21 protein-coding genes are annotated in these 23,698 nt (G+C 65.1%); 11 read left to right on the top strand and 10 right to left on the bottom strand.

From position 1 onward, the window contains the following. Positions 1 to 111 precede the first annotated feature (111 nt). The 5 genes from VOI21_RS18405 to glmM all read left to right on the top strand — a co-directional run bounded on the left by VOI21_RS18405 (position 112) and on the right by glmM (position 6,912). Complete coding sequence (locus VOI21_RS18405; RefSeq protein ID WP_323771445.1) at positions 112 to 2,622, top strand: putative PEP-binding protein; 2,511 nt, start codon at positions 112 to 114, stop codon at positions 2,620 to 2,622. 173 nt (positions 2,623 to 2,795) lie between these two features. Next, positions 2,796 to 3,485, top strand: a complete 690-nt coding sequence (locus tag VOI21_RS18400) for a cell wall hydrolase (protein ID WP_323771415.1) — start codon at positions 2,796 to 2,798, stop codon at positions 3,483 to 3,485. Between the two features lie 95 nt (positions 3,486 to 3,580). Further along, positions 3,581 to 4,519: a dihydroneopterin aldolase gene (locus tag VOI21_RS18395; protein ID WP_323771414.1), complete on the top strand. Its 939-nt coding sequence runs from the start codon at positions 3,581 to 3,583 to the stop codon at positions 4,517 to 4,519. 39 nt (positions 4,520 to 4,558) lie between these two features. After that, a complete protein-coding gene (gene folP, locus VOI21_RS18390; RefSeq protein ID WP_323771413.1) occupies positions 4,559 to 5,572 on the top strand; it encodes a dihydropteroate synthase in 1,014 nt (337 codons plus the stop codon). Next, positions 5,569 to 6,912 carry a phosphoglucosamine mutase gene (gene glmM, locus VOI21_RS18385; protein WP_323771412.1) on the top strand — a complete coding sequence of 448 codons (1,344 nt, stop codon included), beginning with the start codon at positions 5,569 to 5,571 and terminating at the stop codon, positions 6,910 to 6,912. The genes folP and glmM overlap by 4 nt, the downstream gene beginning before the upstream one ends. A gap of 64 nt (positions 6,913 to 6,976) precedes the next feature. Here the strand turns inward: glmM and VOI21_RS18380 are convergent, their stop codons facing one another. The 4 genes from VOI21_RS18380 to proS all read right to left on the bottom strand — a co-directional run bounded on the left by VOI21_RS18380 (position 6,977) and on the right by proS (position 10,377). Then, the gene (locus VOI21_RS18380) at positions 6,977 to 7,516 is read right to left on the bottom strand and encodes a DUF2937 family protein (protein ID WP_323771411.1); all 540 of its coding nucleotides are present in this window, start codon (positions 7,514 to 7,516) and stop codon (positions 6,977 to 6,979) included. A 90-nt stretch (positions 7,517 to 7,606) separates the two neighbouring features. Next, positions 7,607 to 8,536: a serine hydrolase domain-containing protein gene (locus VOI21_RS18375; protein WP_323771410.1), complete on the bottom strand. Its 930-nt coding sequence runs from the start codon at positions 8,534 to 8,536 to the stop codon at positions 7,607 to 7,609. Beyond that, positions 8,530 to 8,991, bottom strand: coding sequence for a hypothetical protein (locus tag VOI21_RS18370; RefSeq protein WP_323771409.1), 462 nt, complete (start codon positions 8,989 to 8,991; stop codon positions 8,530 to 8,532). The genes VOI21_RS18375 and VOI21_RS18370 overlap by 7 nt, the downstream gene beginning before the upstream one ends. 36 nt (positions 8,992 to 9,027) lie before the next feature. Then, positions 9,028 to 10,377 carry a proline--tRNA ligase gene (proS, locus tag VOI21_RS18365; protein WP_323771408.1) on the bottom strand — a complete coding sequence of 450 codons (1,350 nt, stop codon included), beginning with the start codon at positions 10,375 to 10,377 and terminating at the stop codon, positions 9,028 to 9,030. Positions 10,378 to 10,611: 234 nt separating this feature from the next. Between proS and VOI21_RS18360 the strand changes: the two genes are divergently transcribed. From VOI21_RS18360 to VOI21_RS18335, 6 genes are all read left to right on the top strand, one after another. Continuing rightward, complete coding sequence (locus tag VOI21_RS18360; RefSeq protein WP_323771407.1) at positions 10,612 to 12,138, top strand: pentapeptide repeat-containing protein; 1,527 nt, start codon at positions 10,612 to 10,614, stop codon at positions 12,136 to 12,138. 169 nt (positions 12,139 to 12,307) lie between these two features. After that, entirely contained in the window at positions 12,308 to 13,396 is a 1,089-nt protein-coding gene (locus VOI21_RS18355; RefSeq protein WP_323771406.1) for an AI-2E family transporter, read from the top strand. After that, complete coding sequence (locus tag VOI21_RS18350; RefSeq protein WP_323771405.1) at positions 13,393 to 14,106, top strand: HdaA/DnaA family protein; 714 nt, start codon at positions 13,393 to 13,395, stop codon at positions 14,104 to 14,106. Before VOI21_RS18355 ends, VOI21_RS18350 begins: the two co-directional genes overlap by 4 nt. Positions 14,107 to 14,166: 60 nt before the next feature. Next, positions 14,167 to 16,341, top strand: coding sequence for an RNA degradosome polyphosphate kinase (locus VOI21_RS18345; protein ID WP_323771404.1), 2,175 nt, complete (start codon positions 14,167 to 14,169; stop codon positions 16,339 to 16,341). Positions 16,342 to 16,791: 450 nt separating this feature from the next. After that, on the top strand, positions 16,792 to 18,090 hold the full coding sequence (locus VOI21_RS18340) for a flagellin (RefSeq protein ID WP_323771403.1): 1,299 nt from the start codon (positions 16,792 to 16,794) through the stop codon (positions 18,088 to 18,090). Between the two features lie 126 nt (positions 18,091 to 18,216). Further along, positions 18,217 to 19,764 (top strand): Ppx/GppA family phosphatase, encoded by a 1,548-nt coding sequence (locus VOI21_RS18335; RefSeq protein WP_323771402.1) that lies wholly within the window; start codon positions 18,217 to 18,219, stop codon positions 19,762 to 19,764. Positions 19,765 to 19,773: 9 nt separating this feature from the next. On the opposite strand, the gene VOI21_RS18330 is transcribed toward VOI21_RS18335, so the two are convergent. The 6 genes from VOI21_RS18330 to VOI21_RS18305 all read right to left on the bottom strand — a co-directional run bounded on the left by VOI21_RS18330 (position 19,774) and on the right by VOI21_RS18305 (position 23,613). Further along, a complete protein-coding gene (locus VOI21_RS18330) occupies positions 19,774 to 20,181 on the bottom strand; it encodes a hypothetical protein (protein ID WP_323771401.1) in 408 nt (135 codons plus the stop codon). Positions 20,182 to 20,220: 39 nt separating this feature from the next. Next, positions 20,221 to 21,231, bottom strand: coding sequence for an endonuclease/exonuclease/phosphatase family protein (locus tag VOI21_RS18325; protein ID WP_323771400.1), 1,011 nt, complete (start codon positions 21,229 to 21,231; stop codon positions 20,221 to 20,223). Positions 21,232 to 21,239: 8 nt separating this feature from the next. Then, entirely contained in the window at positions 21,240 to 21,929 is a 690-nt protein-coding gene (locus VOI21_RS18320) for a molecular chaperone DjiA (RefSeq protein WP_323771399.1), read from the bottom strand. 42 nt (positions 21,930 to 21,971) lie between these two features. Next, a complete protein-coding gene (locus VOI21_RS18315) occupies positions 21,972 to 22,451 on the bottom strand; it encodes a GNAT family N-acetyltransferase (RefSeq protein WP_323771444.1) in 480 nt (159 codons plus the stop codon). 5 nt (positions 22,452 to 22,456) lie between these two features. Beyond that, positions 22,457 to 23,068, bottom strand: coding sequence for a VOC family protein (locus tag VOI21_RS18310; protein ID WP_323771398.1), 612 nt, complete (start codon positions 23,066 to 23,068; stop codon positions 22,457 to 22,459). Between the two features lie 62 nt (positions 23,069 to 23,130). Further along, positions 23,131 to 23,613: an MAPEG family protein gene (locus tag VOI21_RS18305; RefSeq protein ID WP_323771397.1), complete on the bottom strand. Its 483-nt coding sequence runs from the start codon at positions 23,611 to 23,613 to the stop codon at positions 23,131 to 23,133. Positions 23,614 to 23,698 lie beyond the last annotated feature (85 nt).

The following is a 23,698-nucleotide window of genomic DNA, read 5'->3' as shown; positions in this document are numbered from 1 at the left end:
TCTTGCCAAGCCGCCCGCAGCGCCTATGCTGCACCTCACTCCGGAGGTGCTGCAGTGCAGAAACCCGATCACCAGAACCCGAATATCACGGTCATCACGCCCGATGCACCGATGTCGACGCCCACCCACGGCGGGCGCGCGAAATGCCTTCAGCGGCTTGTGCGGCTGGACCTGCCGGTGCCGCGCACCGTGGCGCTGTCCTTCGACGCCGTCCATCGCATCGCCGCTGGCCGGTTTCCCGACATGCCCGCCTTGGTCAACGCCTTTGAGCCCGATACGCTGCTTTGCGTGCGCCCCTCCTCCGAAGACCCCGACTGGGGTGGTCCCGGCGCGATCCTGAACATCGGCATGAACGACGCGCGCTTTGTCGATCTGGCCGACAAGATCGGCCAAGAGGCCGCCGCCGGGCTGTATCTGCGATTTGTGCAGGCCTATGCGATCCACGTCGCCCGTCTTGATCCTGACCACTTTGATGAGATCGAGGACAATGGCGCCGTAGGCCTGTCCGCCGCGCTGCGCGCCTACGAGGAAGAGGCAGAGGAACCCTTTCCGCAGGACCCCGCCCGCCAGCTACGTGAGGTGCTGCGCTCGATGGCCCGCGCGTGGGAGGGCACCTCGGCCCGGCTCTTGCGACAGGCCAAGGGTGCGCCGGTCGACGCCGGTCTGGGCCTTGTGGTGCAGGAAATGGCGCTGGGGCTGGGCCACGGCGAATGCGGCTCGGGCGTGCTGCAACTGGTCAACTCCGAAACCGGCCAGCGCCTGATCACCGGGCGTTACCTCAGCCAAAGTCAGGGCCGCGAGGCATTGCAGGGGGGCAACGCCAGCCTGTACCTCACCCGCGACCCGCGTGGCCCGTCACTTGAGGAACTCGCCCCCGAGGCGTTTGCCGCACTCACCCATCACGCCGACCTGATGCGCCGCCGCCTGCGCGCCGAGATGCAGATCGAATTCACCATCCAGAACGGCCAGCTTCACATCCTTGACGGTGTGCGGGTCAAAGCCTCGTCTCGGGCCGCCCTCGCCATCGCGGTGCGCCTCGCCGAAGAGGGCATCATCACACCAGAGGACGCGGTTCTACGGATCGAACCGCGCGCCGTCAGCGAGTTGTTGCACCGACAGGTCGCGCCAGAGGCCACGCGCGAAGTGATCGGCAGAGGCGTCGCCGCCTCCCCCGGCGCGGCCACCGGCAAGATCGTCTTTTCCTCGTCCGAGGCGCAGGCCAGCGCGGCCCGCAATGAACCCTGCATTCTTGTGCGGCGTGAAACCTCACCCGAGGATGTGCGCGGCATGCACGCGGCGGCAGGTGTTCTGACCGAGCGCGGCGGCATGACCAGTCACGCCGCCGTCATCGGTCGCGGTCTTGGCCTGCCGTGTGTGGTCGGCGCGGCGCGGCTGAATTTCAACCTGCAACGCAAGACGATTCAGGGCGAAGACGGGCGTATTTACCGCGAAGGCGATGTGATCACGCTGGACGGCACCTCGGGCGAGGTGCTGCGCGGCAGCCCCGAGATGGTCGAGGCGGCGCTGGACGAGGCCTTCAACACGCTGATGAGCTGGGCCGACGACGCGCGCGACATCGGGGTGCGGGCCAATGCCGACACGCCCGCAGACGCCGCCACCGCGCGCAATTTTGCCGCGCAGGGGATCGGGCTGTGCCGGACCGAGCACATGTTCTTTGAGTCCGACCGCATCACCCCCATGCGCGAGATGATCTTTGCCGACACGGTCGAGGACCGGCAGGCGGCTCTTGCCCTGCTCCTCCCTATGCAACGCAATGACTTTACAGAACTTTTCCGCATCATGGAGGGCTTGCCGGTCTGCATCCGGCTGTTCGATCCGCCGCTGCATGAATTCCTGCCCACCGACCGCGCCGGTCTGCGGGATCTGGCCGAAGCGCTGAACCTGCCGGTCTCGGACGTGACCCGCCGGGTCGAGGCGATGGGCGAGTACAACCCGATGCTGGGCCTGCGCGGTGTGCGGCTGGGCATCACCGTGCCGGAAATCTACGACATGCAGGCGCGCGCCATCTTTGAGGCCACGCTGGACGCCAGCCGCGAGGGCGCTCCGGTGGTGCCCGAGATCATGCTGCCGCTGGTGTCCGCCAAGCGCGAGGTCGAGCTGGTCCGCACGAGGATCGAGGCGGTCGCGGCAGCGGTCCACACCGAACGCGGGCGCGACTTTACCTATCGGCTGGGGGTGATGGTCGAGACCCCGCGCGCCTGTCTGCGCGCCGATGAAATCGCCCCTTATTCGCATTTCCTGTCCTTCGGCACCAACGACCTGACCCAGATGACCTACGGGCTGTCCCGCGACGACGCCGGGCGCTTTATGTCCGACTATGTGCAACAGGGCGTGTTCAACGAAGACCCGTTTCATGTGCTGGATGTCGATGGCGTGGGCGAGTTGATCGCCACCGGCGTGCATCGTGGGCGGTCGACGAACCAGACCGTCACCCTGTCGATCTGTGGCGAACACGGCGGCAACCCCGAATCGATTGCCTTTTGCCGCGCCGCTGGCATGGATTACGTCAGTTGTTCGCCCTTCCGTGTGCCCGTCGCCCGACTGGCCGCGGCCCATCTCGCGCTGCACGACCGGGGCCTGACTGCGGGCGGAAAACTCTAGAAAATTAAGGCCAACCGGCCCGCTTTGAGCCGTGTCGGGGCGGTCGGCCGTGCGCCGTCCGCCCCCGCGACATGCCGTTATCTTTACCGATTTGCGATTTTTCTATATGCAGATTTTCGTTGTGTGACGTGAGGCACCACGCGACGCATGTTCGATTGGGGGATTTTTTCGACATGAACGCTTTGACATCTGCCCTGCGACGGGCCCTGTTTCTTGCGGCCTTCGCTCTGGTTGCCGTCCCTTTGACGTCTGCGTCTGGCCCCGCCGCCGCAGACCCTTCGCGCAGCGCACAGACGCTGCTGACCCTTGAAAGCCGCGCATTGGCGCGTGTCGGCAATGGCCACCTCAAGGGGCTTGTGACACCCGTCGCCCCAATTCCGGCCGCCGCTGGCGCGGTCACCGGAAAGAGCGCCGCCAAGTTTGACGAATCCTGGGTCGCCAAACAGCCCAAGGCCAAGGGTGGCGCACAGTGGCGCTGCCTTGCAGAGGCGCTGTATTTCGAGGCCCGCGGAGAAACGGTCGAGGGACTGTTTGCCGTCTCCGAGGTGATCATCAACCGGGTCGCGTCCAAACGCTTCCCCAGTTCGATCTGCGGTGTCGTCAATCAGGGCACCGGGCGCAAGTTCGCCTGCCAGTTCACCTATACCTGTGACGGCCGCCCGGAGAACATCGACGATCCGCGCTCTTGGGATCGCGTCGGCAAGGTGGCCCGCGCCGCACTGGACGGCAAGAGCAACGGCCTGACCAAGGGTGCCACCCATTACCACGCCACATGGGTCTCTCCTGATTGGTCGCGGAAATACACCAAGACCTACGCCCACGGCGTGCATATCTTTTATCGCCACACCTGGCGCGGCCAGTAATCCGTCGCCAAAAGGGTAAAAAGGGGCGCGCGCGGCTGGCCGTTGCGCGCCCTTTTTCGTAGTTTGCGCCGCGACGCATTCCGAAAGGGGCCACCATGCCCAGTGACATCCGCCTAGCCTTTGCCCACCCGTCCGAGCGCAGCATCGCCACCGCCGGCGACACCCCGCATGACCGCATCTCTGTGCGCGACCACATCGTCGAGGTCGAGATCGGTGCTTTTCAGGCCGAACGCGGCACCACCCAGCGGGTGCGTTTCAACGTCGTGGTCGAGGTAATCCCTTTTACCGGCGCAGTGGACGACGATGTCGACCGCATCCTGTCCTATGACCGGGTGACAGAGGCGATCGAACATGAACTGGCGGCAGAGCGGCTCAACCTGTTGGAAACGCTGGCCGAACACATCGCCGAACGGATCTTGCTGGAACCACAGGCGCTGCGCGCCTTTGTACGCATCGAGAAGCTGGATCGCGGACCCGGCGCGCTGGGGGTCGAAATCGTGCGCGCGCGGCGCGACGTGGCCGACCACCTGAACGCTTTGGCCCAGACGGTGGCGCAGGAACGCCCGCATCCGCGCGTTGTCTACCTGTCGAACGCCGCCATCGCCGATCCGCGCCTGACTGGCTGGCTGGACGAGCTTGAGGCACGCCGCGCGCCTCTGATCCTGTGCGTCGGACGGCCCGACCTGCCGGTGCCGCAGACCGCCCACAAGATGACCCAGCGCCGGATCGACTTGCTGGCCATCGAGCAGAACGGCTGGTGCCTCGCGGCCCGCGATCCCCGCGCCAAGGTGGTCGCTACAAGGACCGAACTGGACTGGGCCATGCGCCACGGCCAGATCTGTGTCTGGGCCCCGTCCAAGATCGTTCTGGATGCGACCGAGGGCCCCCGGTTTCAGCCCCGCGATTCCGTCGCGCTGGCGGGCTGGTTCGCAGGGGAACTGGAAGCCTGCGAACTGCTGGTCATCGGCGAAGATTTGCCAGACGATCCGCCGGTCACGGCGCGCGCCGTGCCAGAGGGCGCGGCGCTTTTCTAACCGCTTGCCAAGTTCGAACTTATCGGTCAGTCAGTCGCCATGTGCGTTTATTATCGTCCGATTGTCCGTTTTGATGGCCCCCGCCCGGCCGAGGCGCTTGACCTTGCGGGCGGGCCCGGCTGGTTTGCCGAAGCCGTCTGCCTGCGCCGCAATGCCCCGCCACAAGCCGTTCATGTCAATGACATACCCGAGGACTGGCGGGCGCGGCTGTCGACACCGCGCGCACCGCTTGCGGGCCTGGTCTTTGACCGCCCGCGCGTCATGGGCATCCTCAATGTCACCCCGGACAGTTTCTCGGACGGGGGCACCCACCAGACCGCCTCAAAGGCCGTCCAGCGCGCGCAGGACATGGCCGCCGCGGGGGCCGATATCATCGACGTCGGCGGCGAAAGCACGCGCCCCGGTGCGCTGACCGTCCCGCATCAGGCCGAAATCGCCCGGGTTGAGCCGGTGATCACCGCGCTCAGCCGCGAGGTCGCGACCCCGATCTCGATCGACACGCGCAAATCCTCGGTGGCAGAGGCCGCTGTCCGCGCCGGGGCGGCGCTGGTGAATGACGTCTCGGGGTTCACATATGACCCGATGCTGGTGCGCTATTGCCGCGACCAAGGTCTGCCGGTTTGCGTGATGCATGCCCGCGGCGACCCCGAAACCATGCAGAGCGATCCGCGCTATGACGACGTATTGCTGGATGTCTACGATTTTCTGGCCGCGCAGGTCGCAATGTTGGAAGAAGCCGGCATTCCGCGCGCGCGGATTCTTGTCGATCCGGGCATCGGCTTTGGCAAGCGTATCGAACACAATCTGACGATCCTGCAAAACATCGCGCTGTATCACGGCATCGGCTGCGCGGTGCTGGTCGGTGCCTCGCGCAAGCGATTCATTGGCACCATCAGTAACACCCAGGCGCCTGCAGAGCGCACTTTCGGCTCTGTCGCCGTGGCGCAGGCCGTGGCCGCGCAGGGTGTGCAGGTTGTCCGCGTACACGATGTCTCGGAAACTGTGCAGGCGCTGGCCGTCTGGCGAGCTATTTCAATAGGAGACTTTCCATGAGCCGCAAGCTGTTCGGCACCGACGGTGTCCGTGGCACTGCCAACACTTTTCCCATGACCGCCGAGATGGCCTTGATGCTGGGGGCTGCTGTCGGGCGTTATTTCCGCAACGAACATTCTGGCGTCCACCGGGTGGTGATCGGCAAGGATACGCGGCTGTCGGGCTACATGTTTGAAAATGCCCTGACCGCCGGTCTGACATCGACCGGCATGAACGCGCTGCTGCTGGGGCCAGTGCCGACGCCTGCCGTGGGACTGCTGACCACCTCCATGCGCGCCGATCTGGGGATCATGATTTCCGCCAGCCACAACCCCGCCGCCGACAACGGGATCAAGTTCTTTGGCCCTGACGGGTTCAAGCTGTCCGACGGCGTGGAGGCCGAGATCGAGGCGCTGGTCGAAGAGGGCGTGCGCCCCGCGCAACCCGACAACATCGGCCGGGCGCGGCGGATCGACGATGGCCGCTTTCGCTATCAGGAGCGGGTCAAGGGCACCCTGCCTCCCGGTTTGCGGCTGGACGGGATCAAGGTGGTTGTGGATTGCGCGAATGGCGCAGCCTACAAGACAGCGCCAGAGGTCCTGTGGGAGCTTGGCGCAGATGTCGTGACCGTCGGAACAGAGCCGAACGGCCTGAACATCAACGACAATTGCGGCTCCACCAAACCGGCGGCAGCGGCAGAGGCGGTACGCCGCCACGGTGCGGATGTGGGCCTGTGTCTGGACGGCGACGCCGACCGCATCCTGATGATCGACGAAAATGGCCTTGTGGCCGATGGCGATCAGTTCATGGCCCTGCTGGCGGCTCGCTGGGCCGAAGAGGACCGGCTGAAAGGCGGCACTCTGGTGGCCACGGTGATGTCGAACCTCGGGCTGGAACGGTTTCTGGGCGATCGCGGTCTGCGGCTGGAACGCACCAAGGTGGGCGACCGTTATGTGGTCGAGGCGATGCGCGCAGGTGGCTGGAATCTTGGCGGTGAACAGTCGGGCCATATCGTCATGACCGACTATGCCACCACCGGCGACGGGCTGATGGCGGGGCTGCAATTCCTTGCCGAGATGGTGCGCACCGGCAAGCGGGCCTCGGAACTGGCGCAAAGCTTTTCCCGGGTGCCGCAACTGTTGAAGAACGTGCGTTACGGCACGGGGCAACTTCCGCTGGATGCAGAAAGCGTCAAGAAAGCGATTGCCGACGCCGAAGGGATGCTGACCGGCAAGGGCCGCCTGTTGATCCGCAAGTCGGGGACCGAGCCGCTGATCCGCGTCATGGCGGAATGTGAGGATGAGGCCCTGCTGAGCCAGGTCGTCAACGGCATCGTGGCCGAGGTTGAGGCCGTCGCCTGAGCTGAGGATCGCCACACCGTCCCGGGCCTGACCCGGGACCTCTGACCGCCGCCGCCGGGGGTGGTCAGGCCTCTGTCTGGTTGGGGCGTTGTGACCGCCCGCCCAGCGTGCCCCACATCATCCGCCACGACCGTCGCAGGATGGCAAACCCCAGCGCCAGCACCACCCAGCCGCTGAGAAATCCCACCCCGGCAAAGACCGCGCCTTCAAAGGTCGCGGGCACGGCGGGTTTGTAGACCTCCAGCGCCCGCGCGGCGACCTCGCTGTCGGGCATCATGTCAAAGGCCAGCCTTGCGCGCATAAAGGGGCCCGCGCCCTCCAATGTCTCCAGCGCGGACGACAGGCGCTGATAGCGCGCAATATCGCTGGCCATGTTCCCGGCCTGCGTCTGCGCCATTTCGCCCTCATCCGCCAAGGCAACAAGGTAGGAGTCCAGCGGCATCCCGACCTCTGCGGCATCCTCTTCGTAGCGGGTGACCTGACGTTCCAACTCATCCACCGCGCCCCCAAGGCGCTGCATGTATTGCTGCGAGAACTCGGGAAACTGCGACAGGCCAACAGCGCCGGTCAGCCCGCCCACAAGGGTCAATAGCCGCAAGATCATCTGCCTGTCTCCCGTCGCTTCTGTGGCGATCTCTGGCCGCATGGTGCCAGAAGAGGGCCGGTCAGACGAGGGTAAACCGAAAGCAGCGTGTCAGTCGGCGAAAACCGCCCGCGCAAGGGACCGGTCCAGCGCCATCATCGCATCGCCATCGACGCAGGCCCCATAGGCCGCGACAATCGTGTAGCGCCCCGCCCAGTTGACAGCAAACGTGCCCAGCCCCGTATCCTCAAAACACAGCGCGCCAAAGTGCCAGTGGTTCGCCGCGTAGGACCCGGCGCGAAACACCATGCCCAGCCCGTAGGACACGCCATCGCCCATGTCTGCGTGGGGCGTGGTCATAGGGTCTGCGCCCGCGTACGCGCCGTTCATAAACTGGGCGTAGTCGCGCACCGACATTTGCCAGCCGCCCCAAGGGCCAAAGCCACCGTAGTCGGGCGACAGGTCCGCCGTGGTGACCCCCAGCGGGTCCAGCACGCGGGCGCGGCAGGCGGCATCGTACCAGTCGCCCGCAACCTCTTCGATTATCAGACCAAGGACCGCGTAATTCTCATTGTTGTAGCGGAACGTGCCGCGCGTGCCCTCCTGCTTGGGGCGATCCAGCACATTGGCCGTGACCTCTTGCCAGCGCCGGGTGGTGTCCCCGCGCCAGTCCGCCATTGGCCCTTGGGTACTGTCGGGCCAGTACCCCGAGGTATGGGTGACAAGCTCTGCCAATGTGACCGGCCCGCCCCCCTCGATCCAGTCGCCGACGGTATCGTCCCAGTGCATCTTGCCTGCGTCCACCAGCGAGGCGGCACAAAGGGCGGTGATCGCCTTGGAGTTGCTGGCCAGCGGCAGCGGGACATCGACCGACGCGCCGCTTTCACGCGCCAGCAGTTCGGTCCCCGCAAGGGTAAAGACCAGCGCGCCGGGCGGATTGCCCTCTGCCGCCAGCCAGTGGTCCCATTCAAGCGCGACACGTTCGGATTGCGCGGCAAGTGGCGTCGCCCAAAACAGTGCCAGACAAAGCGCCCTCAGCATGGGCCGAACCCCAAAGAGTTGGCGATGGCACCGATCTGCGGGTCGTAATACGCCCTGACATCGACAGGATAGAGCAGTTCCAGATGCGCCAGCGCAGCCTCGCCGCCGCACGTGCGCCCCTGTTCGACGCGCAGGTAGAAAATGGCATTGCCAAGGAAGCCCGACAGCACGTACCAGTCCGCCCCGGCAGCGTCATAGGTGATCTCTGCGCCATCGCTCAGGTAATAGCCGCGCCGGTCCGCGCGGTCGCTTGCCAGAGTGTCCATCAACCAGCCACCCCAAAGCCGGATTTCCGCACCATCCGGATAGAGGAACGTCCGCCCGTCATCGTTTCCGGGTGGTGGGTCTATGGTATACCCGCCCGGTAACGTAGCATGAACGCCAAAGCGCCCGACGGTTTCGGCGGGCGCTTGGCTGGCAAGCAGCACAAGGGCAGTCAGCAGGGCAAGGCGCATGGGGCGTCTCCGGTCAGGGGCGTGTCGCCCCCCGGATCATGCCCCCGGCAGCACCTTGTTGTAAATCGCCGCGATCCGCTCAACGGCCTGTTCGGGCGGCAGCTCTTCGCTTTCCCCCGTGCGGCGCGAGGTCAGTTCGACCACGCCGTTTTTCAGACCGCGCGGGCCGACGGTGATCCGCCACGGCAAACCGATCAGGTCCATCGTCGCGAACTTGCCCCCTGCCCGCTCGTTGCGGTCATCATAGAGCGGCTCCAGCCCCAGCGCGGTCAGCGATTTGTACAGCGCCTCACAGGCACCATCGGCCTCGGCGTCGCCCTGTTTCAGGTTCACGATGCCGGCGTGGAAGGGTGTCACGCCCTCGGGCCAGATGATGCCCTTGTCGTCGTGGCTGGCCTCGATGATCGCGCCCAGCAGGCGCGACACGCCGATGCCGTGCGACCCCATGTGAACCGGCACCTTGTTGCCGTCGCTGTCCTGCACGGTGGCCCCCATCGGTTCCGAATACTTGGTGCCGAAGTAGAAGATTTGACCAACTTCGATGCCGCGCGCGGTGCGGCGGCGCTCTTCGGGGATCTGGTTGAACAGCGCCTCGTCGTGGGTCTCATCGGTGCGCGCATAGCGTGAGGTGAACTCCTCCAGCACGGCCTGACATTCGGCGTGGCTGTCGTAGTCGATCTCTCGGTCACCGAATTTCAGGTCGGTGATCTGGCTGTCATAGAATACCTCGGACTCGCCGGTGTCGGCCAGCACGAGGAATTCATGCGTGTCGTCGCCGCCGATGGGACCACTGTCGGCGCGCATCGGGATCGCCTGCAGGCCCATGCGTTCATAGGTGCGCAGATAGCTGACGAGGTGGCGGTTATAGGCGTGCAGCGCGTCCTCTTTGGTGAGGTCAAAGTTGTAGCCGTCCTTCATCAGGAACTCGCGCCCGCGCATCACGCCGAAACGGGGGCGGATCTCGTCGCGGAACTTCCACTGGATGTGGTAGAGGGTCAGCGGCAGGTCCTTGTAGCTGCCCACGTGGCTGCGGAAGATATCGGTGATCAGCTCTTCGTTGGTGGGACCGTAGAGCATGTCGCGGCCATGCCGGTCGGTGATCCGCAGCATCTCTTCGCCGTAGTCGTCATAGCGGCCGGATTCGCGCCAGAGATCGGCCGATTGCAGCGTCGGCATGAGCAGCGGGATATGGCCCACGCGCTGCTGTTCCTGATGGACGATCTCCTCGATCTTGCGCAGCACCTTGAAGCCGAGCGGCAGCCACGAATAGATCCCGGCGCTGGCCTGTTTGATCATGCCCGCGCGGAGCATGTAGCGGTGGCTGACGATCTGCGCCTCGGAGGGCGTTTCCTTGAGAACGGGCAGGAAATAGCGGGACAGGCGCATGGTGTGACCTCTGGGCAAGCGATTTTTCCCCTCGTAGCGGGTTGGTGGGGGGCAGGCAAGCGGCGGCAGGGGCGGCATGGGGGTGTCCACGCGTGGACAGACCTGCGGGTGTGGAATATCAAGGGGTTACAGAGACGGTTTTACGTTGCCTTAAGACTTGAGAGGAATTTGCCCCCTTCCCGGAGGCCGCGCATTGGGCCAGAGTGATGCGCATTGGCATCGGGGATTTTGGACATGGATAGTGAGAACGTGACCTCATTGGGCGAGAATCTGATGCAGGCGGTCGCGTTCTTTTCCATGCCGCTGGTGCAGACGGTTGCGATTGCCGTCCTTGCCGCCGCGCTGGCTGCGTTTCTGTTTATTGGGTTCCGGGAAAAGTCACGAACCGAAAGAAACGAGGAACCCGCGACGCTGACGGGACTGCGGGTGCTGGCGGTTCTTCTGGCCCCCATCTGGCTGCTGATTGTCGGGTATATCCTGCGGTCCTTGGGCGCGCTGGCGATGGATTTCGATGTCACGCTGTACAACACCAAGGATGGCTCTGAACTGCGCTGGCATGTGTTGGGCTTTGTCGGCCTGATCACCGCGTTGGGCGCGCTTGTCTCTGCCCCTCTGGCGCTAATCCGGGTCTGGACGACCGAACGTCAGACGCGAACGTCGGAACAGGGGCATATGACCGACCGCATCAGCAAGGCGGTAGAGCAGCTTGGGGCGGAGAAGACGGTCAAGGATGCGGAGGGTGAGCGCACGGTGCCCAACATCGAAGTCCGCATCGGCGGGCTGTTGTCGCTGGAACGCATCGCACAGGACAGCACCAGATACGACAAGGGGCGCGACCATGTGCGGGTGATGGAGATCCTCTGTGCCTATGTGCGGGAGAATGCGCCCGCCTCAGGGGCGGTGGTTTTTCCGCTGATGGATTGGGAGCCGCTGAAGGATGATGCGGGCGAGGAAGAGCGCGAGGCGCATTTGGCTTGGCGGGCGATTCGTTTCGGAGGTGAGGAAAATCCGAATGCGCTGGAATGGGCGCAATCGCTGGACGGCCCGCGCGCGGATATCGCCTTGGCGCTGCGGATCATCGGGCGGCGGGATGTGGATCAATTGCGGGTTGAGGCGCGATGGTTGCCAGAGGCCTTGGACACGGCAGAGTGGGTCTTTGCCGAGGACTGCCCGAAGTTGCCGGACCCGCCTGACGGCAAACGGCATCCAAAGGGCGCAATCGAAGATTACATAGCCCGGCTGGAGGATTGGAAGGCGAAGATTTCCGGCTATCGCGGATATGTGCCCGACCTCCGCAACACCAACCTGCAAAAGGCGGACTTGAGCAAGCTGACCCTGTCCGGGGCAAATCTGATCGGCGCGCGGATGGAGGGGGCGTTCCTCAGGCTGGCGCGGATGGAGGGGGCGGACCTCAGGAAGGCGCGGATGGAGGGGGCGATCCTCAGCGACGCGCGGATGGAGGGGGCGATCCTCAGCGACGCGCGGATGGCTGCGACAACCGATCTGACCGATGCGGTTGTCTCATCCGCATCGGTCAGATCGGTTGATTATACCAATGTGCCGCTGTCGCAGGCGCAGATCAATGGGATGTTCGGCGACGCGAGCGTGACTTTGCCCGAGCGGAGTGAGAGGCCAGCGCACTGGCCAACATGGGAATTGCCCTCGGGAGGCAAACACTCCTTCCACGCACAATGGCGCAAGTGGCAGGATGATCCCGAGGGGTATGTGCCGCCCGATCCACCGGAGGAGACGGCGGGGTGAACCCCGCCCTACGGTGGGGTGTGCGGGCTGAAGGGCCGCGTGGCTGGGTTGGGGGCGCGGCAGGGCCAGTTCTCCACATGATCCTCCCCAGATTTCATGCGCCTTTCCCGCGCATTCCCTTGAATCCGGACGGGTTGCGGGCGATGTAGGGCGATACGAAAGGATATTCATGGCTCTGCCCGTTCAGGATCAGATGAAGTACTGGGGGCTCGCGGCGGCGGGGTTTGCCGTTGTGCTGTGGTTTCTGGGCGATGTCCTGCTGCCCTTTGTGCTTGGCGGCGCCATCGCCTATTGCCTTGACCCCGTCGCCGACTGGCTGGAGCGGGTCGGGCTGACGCGGGGCGCGGCAACGGCGGTGATCACGGTCGCCATGCTGCTGGTCTTTGTCATCATGACGCTGGCGGTGATCCCGCTGCTGATCCAGCAGGCGGTGTCCCTGTTCGAATTCGCGCCGCAACTGTTCCGCGACTTGCAGGCCTCTCTTGCCGAACGCTTTCCCAACATGCTGGACGAAGGCAGCGTCGTGCGCTCGACCCTGCTGGATCTGGGCGAGAGCATCAAGCAGACCGGCGGGCAATTGATCCAGACGGTGCTGACCTCTGTCGGCACGCTGCTGAACTTTGTCGCGCTGTTCCTGATCACGCCGGTGGTCGCGGTTTACCTGCTGATGGACTGGGACCGCATGGTGGCGCGGGTCGATGAGCTGGTGCCGCTGGACCATCGCCCGGTGATCCGCCATCTGGCCAAGGAAATCGACCGCGTGCTGGCGGGGTTCATCCGCGGCATGGGATCGGTCTGCCTGATCCTTGGCACCTATTACGCGGTGGCGCTGTGGCTGGTCGGCCTGCAATTCGGTCTGGTGGTGGGCGTGATCGCGGGCCTGCTGACCTTTATCCCCTATGTCGGGGCCATCGTGGGCGGGGTGCTGGCGGTGGGGCTGGCGCTGTTCCAGTTCTGGGGCGAATGGTGGTGGATCGTGGCGGTCTACGCCATCTTTCAGTCGGGCCAGTTCATCGAAGGCAATATCCTGACGCCGAACCTTGTGGGCAATTCGATCGGGCTGCACCCGGTCTGGCTGTTGCTGGCGCTGTCGGTTTTCGGGTCGCTGTTCGGCTTTGTCGGGCTGTTGGTGGCGGTGCCGCTGGCGGCGGCGCTGGGGGTGATCGCGCGGTTCCTTGCCGGGCAATACCGGAACTCGCGGCTGTTTCGCGGGCTGACCGGCGGAGAGACCGGCTTTTTCGAAAGCGACGGCGAATGATCAGGGAGACCGGGCAACTGCCCCTGCCCCTGCCCACGCGGACGGCGCTGGGGTGGCAGGATTACTTTGTCAGCCCGTCGAACGCGCTGGCGGTGGCGCAGGTCGAGAACTGGCGCAACTGGCCGACGCGCAAGCTGATCCTTGCGGGGCCGAGGGGGGCGGGCAAGACCCATCTGGCGCATATCTGGGCGCAGATGGCGGGCGCGCGGATCGTCGATGCGGATGCGCTGCGCGGGGCGGATATTCCGGCGCTGGCCGAAGGGCCGGTCTGCGTCGAGAACGTGGAAAAGATCGCCGGGTCGCGGGCGGACGAAGAGGCGCTGTTCCACCTGCACAATCTGGTGCTGGCCAGCGGTGGCGTGCTGATGATCACCGCGACGCGCCCGCCGGCGCTGTGGAACCTGTCGCTGCCGGATCTGGCGAGCCGGATGATGGGCGCGCAACTGGCCCATATCAGCGAACCCGACGACACGCTGCTGGCGGCGCTGCTGGCCAAACTGTTCGCCGACCGCCAGATCGTGCCCGCGCCCGAAGTGATTGCCTATCTGGTGCGCCACATGCCGCGCAGCTATGCTACCGCTGCGCGGATCGTGGCGGCGCTGGACGCGGCGGCGCTGGCGCATCAACGCCGCGTCTCGCGGCCGATGGCGGCGCGCGTGCTGGCGCAGGTGGTGCCGCCGGGGGCCGAGGACCGCGGCACGCCACGCTGATTTGGTCGCGCCACGCGGGCCGTCATAACCCTGTTTCATATCAAGAGGCATAAGCGCCCCATGACCCAAGCCGATTTTCTCAAAGCCCCGCTGCCGCCCGCCACCGACCTGCCGGATCTGGATACGACCGGACCGGGGCGTTTCTTTAACCGTGAGCTGAGTTGGCTGGGGTTCAACTGGCGGGTGCTGGAAGAGGCCGAAAACCCGCGTGTGCCGTTGCTGGAGCGGATGCGCTTTCTGTCGATCTCGGCGGCCAACCTTGACGAGTTCTATACCGTGCGCGTCGCGGGCCTGCGCGAGTTGGCCCATGCGGGCAACACAACCCCCGCCGCCGACGGGCTGACGCCCGCCGAGCAACTGCTGCTGATCGACGAAGATGCCCGCAACCTGATGGCCGAACAGCAGCGCGTGCTGACGGAGTTACGCAGGTTGATGATGGATGAGGGCATTTCCATCGTCACCCGGACCGAACTGAACGAGGGCGATGTCGCCTTTCTGGCCGAGGCGTTTCTGGCCAATGTCTTTCCGGTGCTCTCGCCGCTGGCGATCGACCCGGCGCACCCCTTCCCGTTTATCGCCAACATGGGCTTTTGTCTGGCGCTGCAACTGGAGCGCACCCGCGACAAGCGCCCCTTGCAGGCGCTGCTGCCGATCCCGGCGCAGATCGACCGGTTCATGCCGCTGCCTGCGGCCGACGGCGAGCACCGGTTCATCCAGCTTGAAGAAGTGCTGCTCTTGCACATCGACAGCCTGTTCCCCGGCTACCGGATCAAGGACCACTTTGGCTTTCGCGTGCTGCGCGACAGCGATCTGGAAGTCGAAGAAGAGGCCGAAGACCTCGTGCGCGAATTCGAGGTGGCGCTGAAGCGCCGCCGCCGGGGTGAGGTTGTCCGCCTGACCATCTCCAAAGGCTCTCCCGACGGGCTGCGCAAGATCGTCATGGATGCGCTGCATGTGCGCCCCAACGAGGTGATCGAACTGGAAGGCATGGTTGGCGTCGCCCACACCAAGGAACTGGTGATCGACGCGCGGCCCGACCTGCTGTGGCCACTGTTCACGCCGCGCGTGCCCGAGCGGGTGCAGGACCACGATGGCAATATGTTCGAGGCGATCAAGCAAAAGGACATGCTGCTGCACCACCCCTATGAGACCTTCGACATGGTGGTGCGGTTCCTCAAACAGGCGGCCCTGGACCCGGATGTGGTGGCGATCAAGCAGACGCTGTACCGCACGTCCAAGAACTCGCCCATCGTGGATGCCCTGTGCGATGCCGCCGAAGAGGGCAAATCCGTCACCGCGCTGGTCGAGCTGAAGGCGCGCTTTGACGAGGCCGCCAACATCCGCCAGTCGCGCCGTCTGGAACGATCGGGCGCGCATGTGGTCTACGGGTTCCTTGACTGGAAGACCCACGCCAAGATCAGTCAGGTGGTGCGCCGCGAAGGCGACCGGCTGGTGACCTATACCCATTGGGGGACCGGCAACTATCACCCGATCACGGCAAAGATTTACACCGACCTGTCGTTCTTTACCTGTGACGCGGCGCTGGGGCGCGATGCTGCCAAAATCTTCAACTATCTCAGCGGTTACGCCATGCCCGCCGGGCTGGAAAACCTGCTGATCTCTCCGCATTCGCTGAAGGCGGGCATGATCGAGATGATCAATCAGGAGATCGAACACGCCAAGGCGGGCCGTCCGGCGCAAATCTGGATCAAGATGAACTCCTTGATCGAGCCGGACATGATCGACGCGCTGTACCGCGCCAGCCAAGGCGGCGTAAAGATCGACTGCGTGATCCGGGGTATCTGCGGATTGCGTCCCGGCATCAAAGGCCTGTCCGAGAATATCCGGGTGAAATCCATCATTGGCCGCTTTCTGGAACATTCGCGGATCGCCTGTTTCGGCAATGGCCACGGATTGCCCAGCAAAAAGGCGCGGGTGTTCATTTCCTCCGCCGACTGGATGGGGCGTAACCTGAACCGCCGGGTTGAAACGGGCGTGGAAATCCAGAACCCGACCGTCAAGGCGCAGATCGTCAGTCAGGTCATGGCGGCCAACCTTGCGGACACGGCGCAAAGCTGGGTCATGGAGCCGTCGGGCAAATTTGTCCGGCACGCACTGCCGGACGGCGCGTTTTCGTTTAACTGCCACCGCTTCTTCATGGAGAACCCCTCACTTTCGGGGCGCGGATCGGCGGGGGCCTCGGACGTTCCGAAACTGACCCATACCAGCGATTAAGGCAGGCCCGGTCGCCGGACCGTTTGTTTCGAACCTATGAACAAAGGCGTCCCGATTGGGGCGCCTTTTGTTTGGCCGGGTCCGGTTTCGGGGGAAAAGCATGCGATTTGCGCCACCTGTTCCCGGTGGTCGCGTATCCGGGGCCGGATCGTCACCGATTCGCAGTGCGATCGTTTCCAAGATGACAACAGCCCCCCCTCCGAACCCGGAATCGGCATCGGTAAATCGCTCAAATCCCTGTCGCATTTTCGCCCCAATATCACCCCTGCCCTGCCGCAAATCGTTAAACGACAGTTAAAACGGACTTCGGACACTCATTCGGCACGACATGTCTCGTGGCGCGGGCGGATTGATTCGCCTGCAACGTCAGAACGGCGCTTCCCGGATCGGGCATTTTCCCGATTTTTCCGGCGCGAAACGCGCCCATCTGACGAGAAAGGCGAGAGCTTTATGTCGAGTATCAATACCAACCACGGGGCCACAACGGCCCTGCAAACGCTGAAGGCGATCAACGCCTCGATGGCGGACACACAGATGCAGATTTCGACGGGCAAGAAAGTGGCCTCGTCCAAGGACAATGCCGCTGTCTGGGCGATTTCCAAGACGATGGAGGCCGATGTTCAGGGCTTTAGCCGCGTCGCCGACAGCCTCAATCTGGGTCAGTCGACCGTGGCCGTCGGTCGACAGGGCGCAGAGACCGTCACCGAATTGCTGACCGAGATCAAGGGCAAGGTCGTCGCCGCGCAGGAGGAAAACGTCGACCGCGGCAAGATCCAGACCGATATCGTGGCGCTGCGCGAGCAGATTTCCTCGATTGTCAGCGCAGCGCAGTTCAACGGGCAGGCGATGCTGTCCAATACAGACCAGACCGCCGGGTCGGGCGGGATCAACGTGCTGGCCTCGATCAACCGGTCGATGACCGGCGTGACCTCCAGCGATATTCGCGTCGGCAAGCAGGATCTCAGTCAGGGACAGGCCAGCATCGGGTCCGGCCTGTCGGCGCTGTCCGGGGCCGCCAATGACATCACCGGCTCTGGCGATGGTGCGGCGGCGACGCTGACCGGCAACGCCACCGCCCCCACCGGCACCACCACCTTTGGCGCATCGGCCACCACCACCGTCGCGGCGGGCACCGGGTTTTCGGTCGCGATCTCGGCCAGTGCGGCCAACGCCCCCGGCAACACCGCCGGACGCGACGACATCAGCTATGTGGCGCGTGACGGCGACACGATGGAGGATGTTGCGGCGGGTCTGGCGGCGGCGTTCAACAAATACGTCACCGATGATCTGGGCGCGGGCAACGAAGGCACGGTCGGCGCCACCGCCAGCGGCAATCAGGTGACCTTTACCGGGGCCGACCAAACCGGCGACAACTTTTCGGTCACGGTGAACCAATACGCCGCCGACGCCACCACCACCATCGGCGGCGGGCTGGCGGAACTGGCCAATATCGACGTGACCACGCAGGCCGGGGCCGACGCGGCGCTGACCGAGATGGAGGGGCTGATCCAGACCGCCATCGACTCGGCTGCGGCATTTGGTTCCGCCGAAGGCCGGCTGGACACCCAAAAGGAGTTCATCAGCGGCCTGAGCGATGCGCTGAAATCCGGCATCGGCACGCTGGTGGACGCCGACCTGGAAGAGGTGTCGGCCAAGCTGCAGGCGCAGCAAGTCCAGCAGCAACTGGCGATTCAGGCGCTGTCGATTGCCAACCAGTCGCCGCAATCGCTGTTGGCGCTGTTCCGCTAAAGCGCGGCCTGACACCACGCACCAGCCCTTGAGACACGCAGGACCCTCTGCGCAAGGGCTGGTGCCTTTCGATTGACCCATCGCGCAGTTGCGGGCGATAACCCGGGAAAGCGGTTCGGGATTCGCATGGACGGGCAAGACGACACACACGGGCACTGGGACCCGTTCGGGCGGCCCCTCTTCGATGATCCGAAGGCGCGGGCACTTAGCCGGGTTGGCGTGGTGGACATCGGGTCCAACTCTGTCCGACTGGTGGTCTTTGACGGCGCGGCGCGCAGTCCGGCCTATTTCTACAACGAAAAGATCATGTGCGGCCTTGGCTCTGGCATGGCCGAAACCGGGCGGCTGAACCCCGAGGGGCGTGAGCGCGCGCTGCGCGCGATGCTGCGCTTTCGCGCGCTGGCCGAGGGCATGGACCTGCCCGACCTGACAGTGGTGGCCACCGCCGCGATGCGCGACGCCGAGGATGGGCCGGGGTTCCGTCAGGTGCTGGAATCCGCCACCGGCCTGCGGGTCTGGGTGATCGACGGCGCCGAAGAGGCGCGGCTGTCGGCGCAGGGTGTGTTGTTGGGCTGGCCCGGCAGCTACGGTCTTGTCTGCGACATTGGCGGGTCGTCGATGGAACTGGCCGAGATTCACGACGGTGAGGTCGGGCGGCGCATGACCTCGCCGCTGGGGCCGCTGAAACTGCGCGACATCGAGGACGGCCGCAAGGGCCGCGACAAGCAGATCAAGCGCGAGCTCAACCGGCTGGCAGAGCACATGGGCACCCAGCGCGACCGGTTGTTTCTGGTTGGCGGCAGTTGGCGCGCCATCGCGCGGATCGACATGCATCGGCGCGGATACCCTTTGCAGGTGCTGCACGAATACCGCATGGACGCCACATCGGTGCGCGACACCATCGCCTTTATCGAGGCCTCCGAGGATCACGACACGCTGCGCAAGGCCTGCGGCGTCTCTGGCACCCGGATGGCGCTGGTGCCCTACGCCAGTGAGGTGCTGCTGCGCCTGCTGGAGACATTCGAGCCCAAGGACATCGCGATTTCCAGCTACGGTATCCGCGAGGGTCTGCTGTATGAGCAGATGCCGCAGGACCTGCGCGACCGCGATCCACTGATCGAGGCCTGCCGCTTTGCCGAGGCCAAGGATGCCCGGATGCCCGGTTTCGGCGCGGCGCTCTATGATTTCGTGCTGCCGCTGTTCCCCGAGGCCAGCGCCTCGCGCAAGCGGCTGATCCACGCCGCCTGCCTGTTGCACGACGTCAGTTGGCGCGCGCATCCCGATTACCGCGCCGAGGTCTGTTTCGACAACGCCACCCGCGCCAACCTTGGCGGGCTGAAACATTGGGAACGGGTGTTTCTGGGGCTGGCTCTGCTGCACCGCTATCGCAACAAGCGTGAGGGCACGCGGTTCGAAGACCTGTACGCGCTGCTGGACGACGCCCATCAGAACGAGGCAGAGGTGCTGGGCAAGGCGCTGCGCTTTGGCGCGATGCTCTGGACGCTCAAGGCCGATGGCACCGGTCCGCGGCTTGTCTGGGATGCCGAGACCAAGGCGTTGGAACTGCGGCTGGACGCCAGCACGGCACCGCTTTACGGCGAGGTCGGTGAGGTCCGGCTGAAGTCGCTGGCAGATGCCTTGGGGGCGGACAGCCGTGAGGTCAATATCGGCTGAGGCGGGGCGTTACAGGTCGATCTTGTCGCCCGGCACGTTCTTTGGGTCAGGTTTTGGCACTGGTTTCAGCTTGGGCGCGTCCGGCTCTAGCAGTTCACGGCGGCGAATGATTATGTCGCCGTTTTCCAGCATCTCGGGCGGGTAATAGACCGTCCAGTCCTCGACCTTTTCCAGCAGGTCGGCCAAGGCCGGTCCCATCTCGACCGCGAAATCGCGCAGCAAGGGCTGCATCTCGCGCGTGACCTCATCCAGTTCCTTCAGCGCCGGTTCCATTTCGGTCATCAGCCCGCGCAGGAACAGCCTTGCCCCCTCTTCCATCAGGTTCAGGCCGTCATCCTGATCCTGCGCGGCAACGGGCGCGGCGACCGGCGCAGCAAGGAGCGAAAGCACAAGGGCGGGCATGGCGAGCTGTTTCATAGTCCGAATATAGGCGCACGCGGCCCGTCTGAGAAGATGTCAGAGATCGATATCCAGCGTCACCGGAAAATGGTCAGAGGCCACCAGCAACGCGCCGCGCAATGCCTCATCCTGCCAGCATTCGGCGTCATCGAACGGGTGCCAGATGCGCCAGCCGGGGGAAAGATCGCACAGCGCGGGCGAGATCATGACATAGTCCAGCAGCGCCTGAAGATAGCGTTTCTCTTCATAGAGATAGAACCGCGCCGTGGTCGGCTGCGCGCCCAGACGGCTTTGCAGCGCCTCTGCCGCGTGCGGATCGTACAGCAGCATGTCCGGCCCGTTGCCAGCGCCCAGCAGGATCTCGACCGAACTGCGCCCGAACAGCCCCTCATAGGCGTCAAGGCCCGGACCATCGTTCAGATCCCCCATCAGGATCAGGTCCTCACCCGCTGTCAGATGCGACTCGACCCGGCGGCGCAGCCAGACCGCCTGGGCCAGTTGCTTGCGCCGGTTGGCGATGGCCAGTTTCATGATCGCGTCATGCCCGCGCGCACCATGCGGGGCCTTGGATTTCAGATGCGCGCCGATGATCCGCAATTTGTGCCCGGATGTGGTTTCGACCGACAGTTCCAGCGGCGGCTTGGAAAACTCCACCGTGTCGGCGCGGGCGTCGATGTCGAGGTCGATCTGGAACACGCCGTCAAAGCGCGGCGCGTTTGTGCTGGCTTGCGGGTCGTGGCGCACGCGCAGCACGTCGGGGTCAAACAGCAGCGCGATTTCCTGCTGGGTGTCGTTGACGAACCCAGTCACCACGTCGCGGGTGCGCAGGTCTGCGGCCTCGGCGAAACTGGCAAGCGCGCGGGTGGTGGACCGGCGGCGGCTGGTGTCGGGGGCCTCGATCACCATGATGGCGTCGGCGTTGATGGTGCGAAAAACATGGCCCAGCGCCTCTAGCTGGTCGCCGCGGGTGATCTGGTGCCGCCCGCCCCGCTCACTGTCGATCAGGGGGCGGCCCTTGTTGTCAAACAGGGAATCGAACCATTCGACGTTGTAGCTGGCCAGCCGCACGGGCGGCCTCAGGCGGTTTCGCGCGCGGCGGCAGAGATTTCCTCCCACGCGCGGTTGATGTCGATCAGGCGTTTCTCGGCGATCTTGACCGCCTCCTGCGGCACCCCGCGCGCGATCATCACGTCGGGGTGGCTGTCGCGCACCAGCCGCCGCCACCGGGCACGGATCTGGTCCAGCGGTGTGTCAGGCGCGACGCCCAGCACGCTATAGGGATCGGGGACCGCATCGGGGACAAAGCGCGCCCTTAGCGCGCGGAACTGATGGTCGTCCAGCCCGAAGATCGCCGCCACGTTGGACAGAAAGGCATCCTCGGCGGGATGATAAGTCCCATCCGCCATGGCGATGTGGAACAGCCCCTCCATCAGGTCGCACAGTGTGCCCGCGCTGTCGCCGAACATCTTTTGGATGCGGCGGGCGTATTCCTCATAGCCCGCCACGTCCTGCCGGGCGAGGTTGAAGACCCGCGCGGCACCGGCCTCATCCTCGGCCGCGATCTGGAACACCTCGCGAAAGGCGGTCACCTCGTCGCGGGTCACCAGCCCGTCGGCCTTGGCCATCTTGGCCGACAGCGCGATGACCGCGATGGTAAAGGCGACGCCGCGTTCGGGCGGCGCGCGCAGCCGGTCGAAAACGGCGGCCAGCCCTTCGCCCGAGGCGAGCGCCTGAATGGCCAGTGATATGCGGGACCAGATCGACATGGGATCAGTTTACGCGGTCCGGCCCGGAGTGTCAGGGGCGGATCAGAGAATTTTCTGCAACAGCACAAGGTCCATCCAGCGGTCGAACTTGCGTCCCACCTGCGGCAGGCGGGCGACCTCTGTATAGCCCAGCCGCGCGTGGAAAATCACGCCGCCGGGGTTCTCTCCGCTGACCCCGGCCCAGAGGCTGTGGACCCCTTGCTGGCGCGCGACCTCCTCCAGCGCGGCCAATAGCGCGCGGCCTGCCCCGCGACCGCGCGCCTGCGGCGCAAGCTGGATCGAATGCTCCATAGTGTGGCGATAGCCCGGACCGCCCCGGAACTGGAAATAGGTGGCAAAGCCGATCACGGTGCCGCCTGTTTCGGCGACCTGAAAGGCGGGGCCGCGCGCCGCGATGTCAGTTGCGATACCATCGGGCGTCTTGAGCTGGCTGGTAAAGGTGGCGGCCGTGTGCGCGATCACCTCGTTCCAGATGGCGCAGATCGGCACGGCATCGCACGCCTTTGCGGGGCGAATGGTCAGCCCTGTCACAGGCTCAAAGCGCCGTTTGGTCCGCTCAGACGCGCGGTCAGCCCCGGCTGCGGGGCCGCCTCGAACCGCACTAGAGGCGCGTTCAGGTGCGGGGCCAACGCGGCCTCCAGCGCGGCGGCCTCGGGGTGTGCCACGGTCAGCCGCTCCAGCGTCAGGCCCGTAGGCGGCAGGCTTTGCCCCGGCGGGCTGTCAACGTGCCACTGGATCAGCGCCGGGAACATCCCGTCAAAGGGCAGCGCGCCGCCGTCCGGCACCGCCATCGACCAGCGTAACCCGTCACGTTCCAGATCAACCCGCCGCCCCGCCATGGGCAGGGCCGCAATGGCAGCGTCGATGTCGGGCACGCGGGCAATCCACTTGTCCAGCCGCGCCGGCCCCTCAAAGCTGTCCAGCCCGAACCAGCGCGCATCGGGCGGCGCGGGGGCCTCCGGGTCGATGGCAATGGCCTCAAGGTAGACCTCCGGCGCAAGCCCGATCAGCCGGTTGTGCGTGCCATAGCGTGCGTGACGCCCACCCGGCCCCATCGACAAGCCAAGGGCCGACTCCACATGGGCCACGGCCTGCGCCAGCGTGCCGCCCAGAACGGCGATGTGATCGAGTTCCAACATAATGCGCCCCTCGCTGCGGTCTGACCGGACCCTAGCCGCGCGGCGGGTCGATGAACAGAGCCTCAGAACGCCTGTTGCACGCCCTCGCGCAGCACCAGCAGGGCGGCCAACACCGTGGGATAAAACGTAGCGGCAAAGCCGAAGGCGCGCAGCGGCGGTGAGACGTGATACCCGATCCAGAATCCCAGCCGCGCCAGCACAAACCCGCCCCCAAGGCTCAGCACCGTGCCGCTGCCCAGCACCAGCCCGGCCAAGGGCCAGATGCAGACCGCCAGCAAAGCCTGCTCGACCGTGTTCGACAAGACGCGCGCGTCGATCTCTGCCGCGCCGGTCAGGCCTTGCCCGTCGATGATGGCATCGTCAAAAAACCGCCGCTGCGCCAGCCGTCCGATCATGGCCATCAGCGGCACCCCGATACAAAAGCCCGCCATTGCCAGCGCAAAGACCAGGCCTGTGTGTTTCCACACAGGCCCCAGCCAGATCGCCACGCCCGCCCAGACCGCCCCCAGAGCCATGCCGATCAGGATCTTCACGCGTTTGGACATCAGCGCCCCGCCCTGGCTTCTTCTTGGGACAAATACTCAAACCCGGGGGCGCAGCCCCCGATGCGCGCGCCCGGCACGGGCGCGC

The sequence above is a fragment of the Antarctobacter sp. genome (genome assembly GCF_034670325.1).
Taxonomy (GTDB): domain Bacteria; phylum Pseudomonadota; class Alphaproteobacteria; order Rhodobacterales; family Rhodobacteraceae; genus Antarctobacter.
This window is presented reverse-complemented; position numbering and strand designations above follow the sequence as displayed.

Bases quoted from the DNA above. Each gene is read 5' to 3' on its own strand.
- VOI21_RS18335 (WP_323771402.1), top strand. From the start codon at position 18,217: ATGGACGGGCAAGACGACACACACGGGCACTGGGACCCGTTCGGGCGG.
- glmM (WP_323771412.1), top strand. From the start codon at position 5,569: ATGAGCCGCAAGCTGTTCGGCACCGACGGTGTCCGTGGCACTGCCAAC.
- VOI21_RS18355 (WP_323771406.1), top strand. From the start codon at position 12,308: ATGGCTCTGCCCGTTCAGGATCAGATGAAGTACTGGGGGCTCGCGGCG.
- VOI21_RS18370 (WP_323771409.1), bottom strand. From the start codon at position 8,991: ATGCGCCTTGCCCTGCTGACTGCCCTTGTGCTGCTTGCCAGCCAAGCG.
- VOI21_RS18400 (WP_323771415.1), top strand. From the start codon at position 2,796: ATGAACGCTTTGACATCTGCCCTGCGACGGGCCCTGTTTCTTGCGGCC.
- VOI21_RS18395 (WP_323771414.1), top strand. From the start codon at position 3,581: ATGCCCAGTGACATCCGCCTAGCCTTTGCCCACCCGTCCGAGCGCAGC.
- VOI21_RS18345 (WP_323771404.1), top strand. From the start codon at position 14,167: ATGACCCAAGCCGATTTTCTCAAAGCCCCGCTGCCGCCCGCCACCGAC.
- VOI21_RS18330 (WP_323771401.1), bottom strand. From the start codon at position 20,181: ATGAAACAGCTCGCCATGCCCGCCCTTGTGCTTTCGCTCCTTGCTGCG.
- VOI21_RS18320 (WP_323771399.1), bottom strand. From the start codon at position 21,929: ATGTCGATCTGGTCCCGCATATCACTGGCCATTCAGGCGCTCGCCTCG.
- VOI21_RS18310 (WP_323771398.1), bottom strand. From the start codon at position 23,068: ATGTTGGAACTCGATCACATCGCCGTTCTGGGCGGCACGCTGGCGCAG.
- VOI21_RS18375 (WP_323771410.1), bottom strand. From the start codon at position 8,536: ATGCTGAGGGCGCTTTGTCTGGCACTGTTTTGGGCGACGCCACTTGCC.
- VOI21_RS18305 (WP_323771397.1), bottom strand. From the start codon at position 23,613: ATGTCCAAACGCGTGAAGATCCTGATCGGCATGGCTCTGGGGGCGGTC.
- VOI21_RS18340 (WP_323771403.1), top strand. From the start codon at position 16,792: ATGTCGAGTATCAATACCAACCACGGGGCCACAACGGCCCTGCAAACG.
- VOI21_RS18405 (WP_323771445.1), top strand. From the start codon at position 112: ATGTCGACGCCCACCCACGGCGGGCGCGCGAAATGCCTTCAGCGGCTT.
- proS (WP_323771408.1), bottom strand. From the start codon at position 10,377: ATGCGCCTGTCCCGCTATTTCCTGCCCGTTCTCAAGGAAACGCCCTCC.
- VOI21_RS18350 (WP_323771405.1), top strand. From the start codon at position 13,393: ATGATCAGGGAGACCGGGCAACTGCCCCTGCCCCTGCCCACGCGGACG.
- VOI21_RS18360 (WP_323771407.1), top strand. From the start codon at position 10,612: ATGGATAGTGAGAACGTGACCTCATTGGGCGAGAATCTGATGCAGGCG.
- folP (WP_323771413.1), top strand. From the start codon at position 4,559: ATGTGCGTTTATTATCGTCCGATTGTCCGTTTTGATGGCCCCCGCCCG.
- VOI21_RS18380 (WP_323771411.1), bottom strand. From the start codon at position 7,516: ATGATCTTGCGGCTATTGACCCTTGTGGGCGGGCTGACCGGCGCTGTT.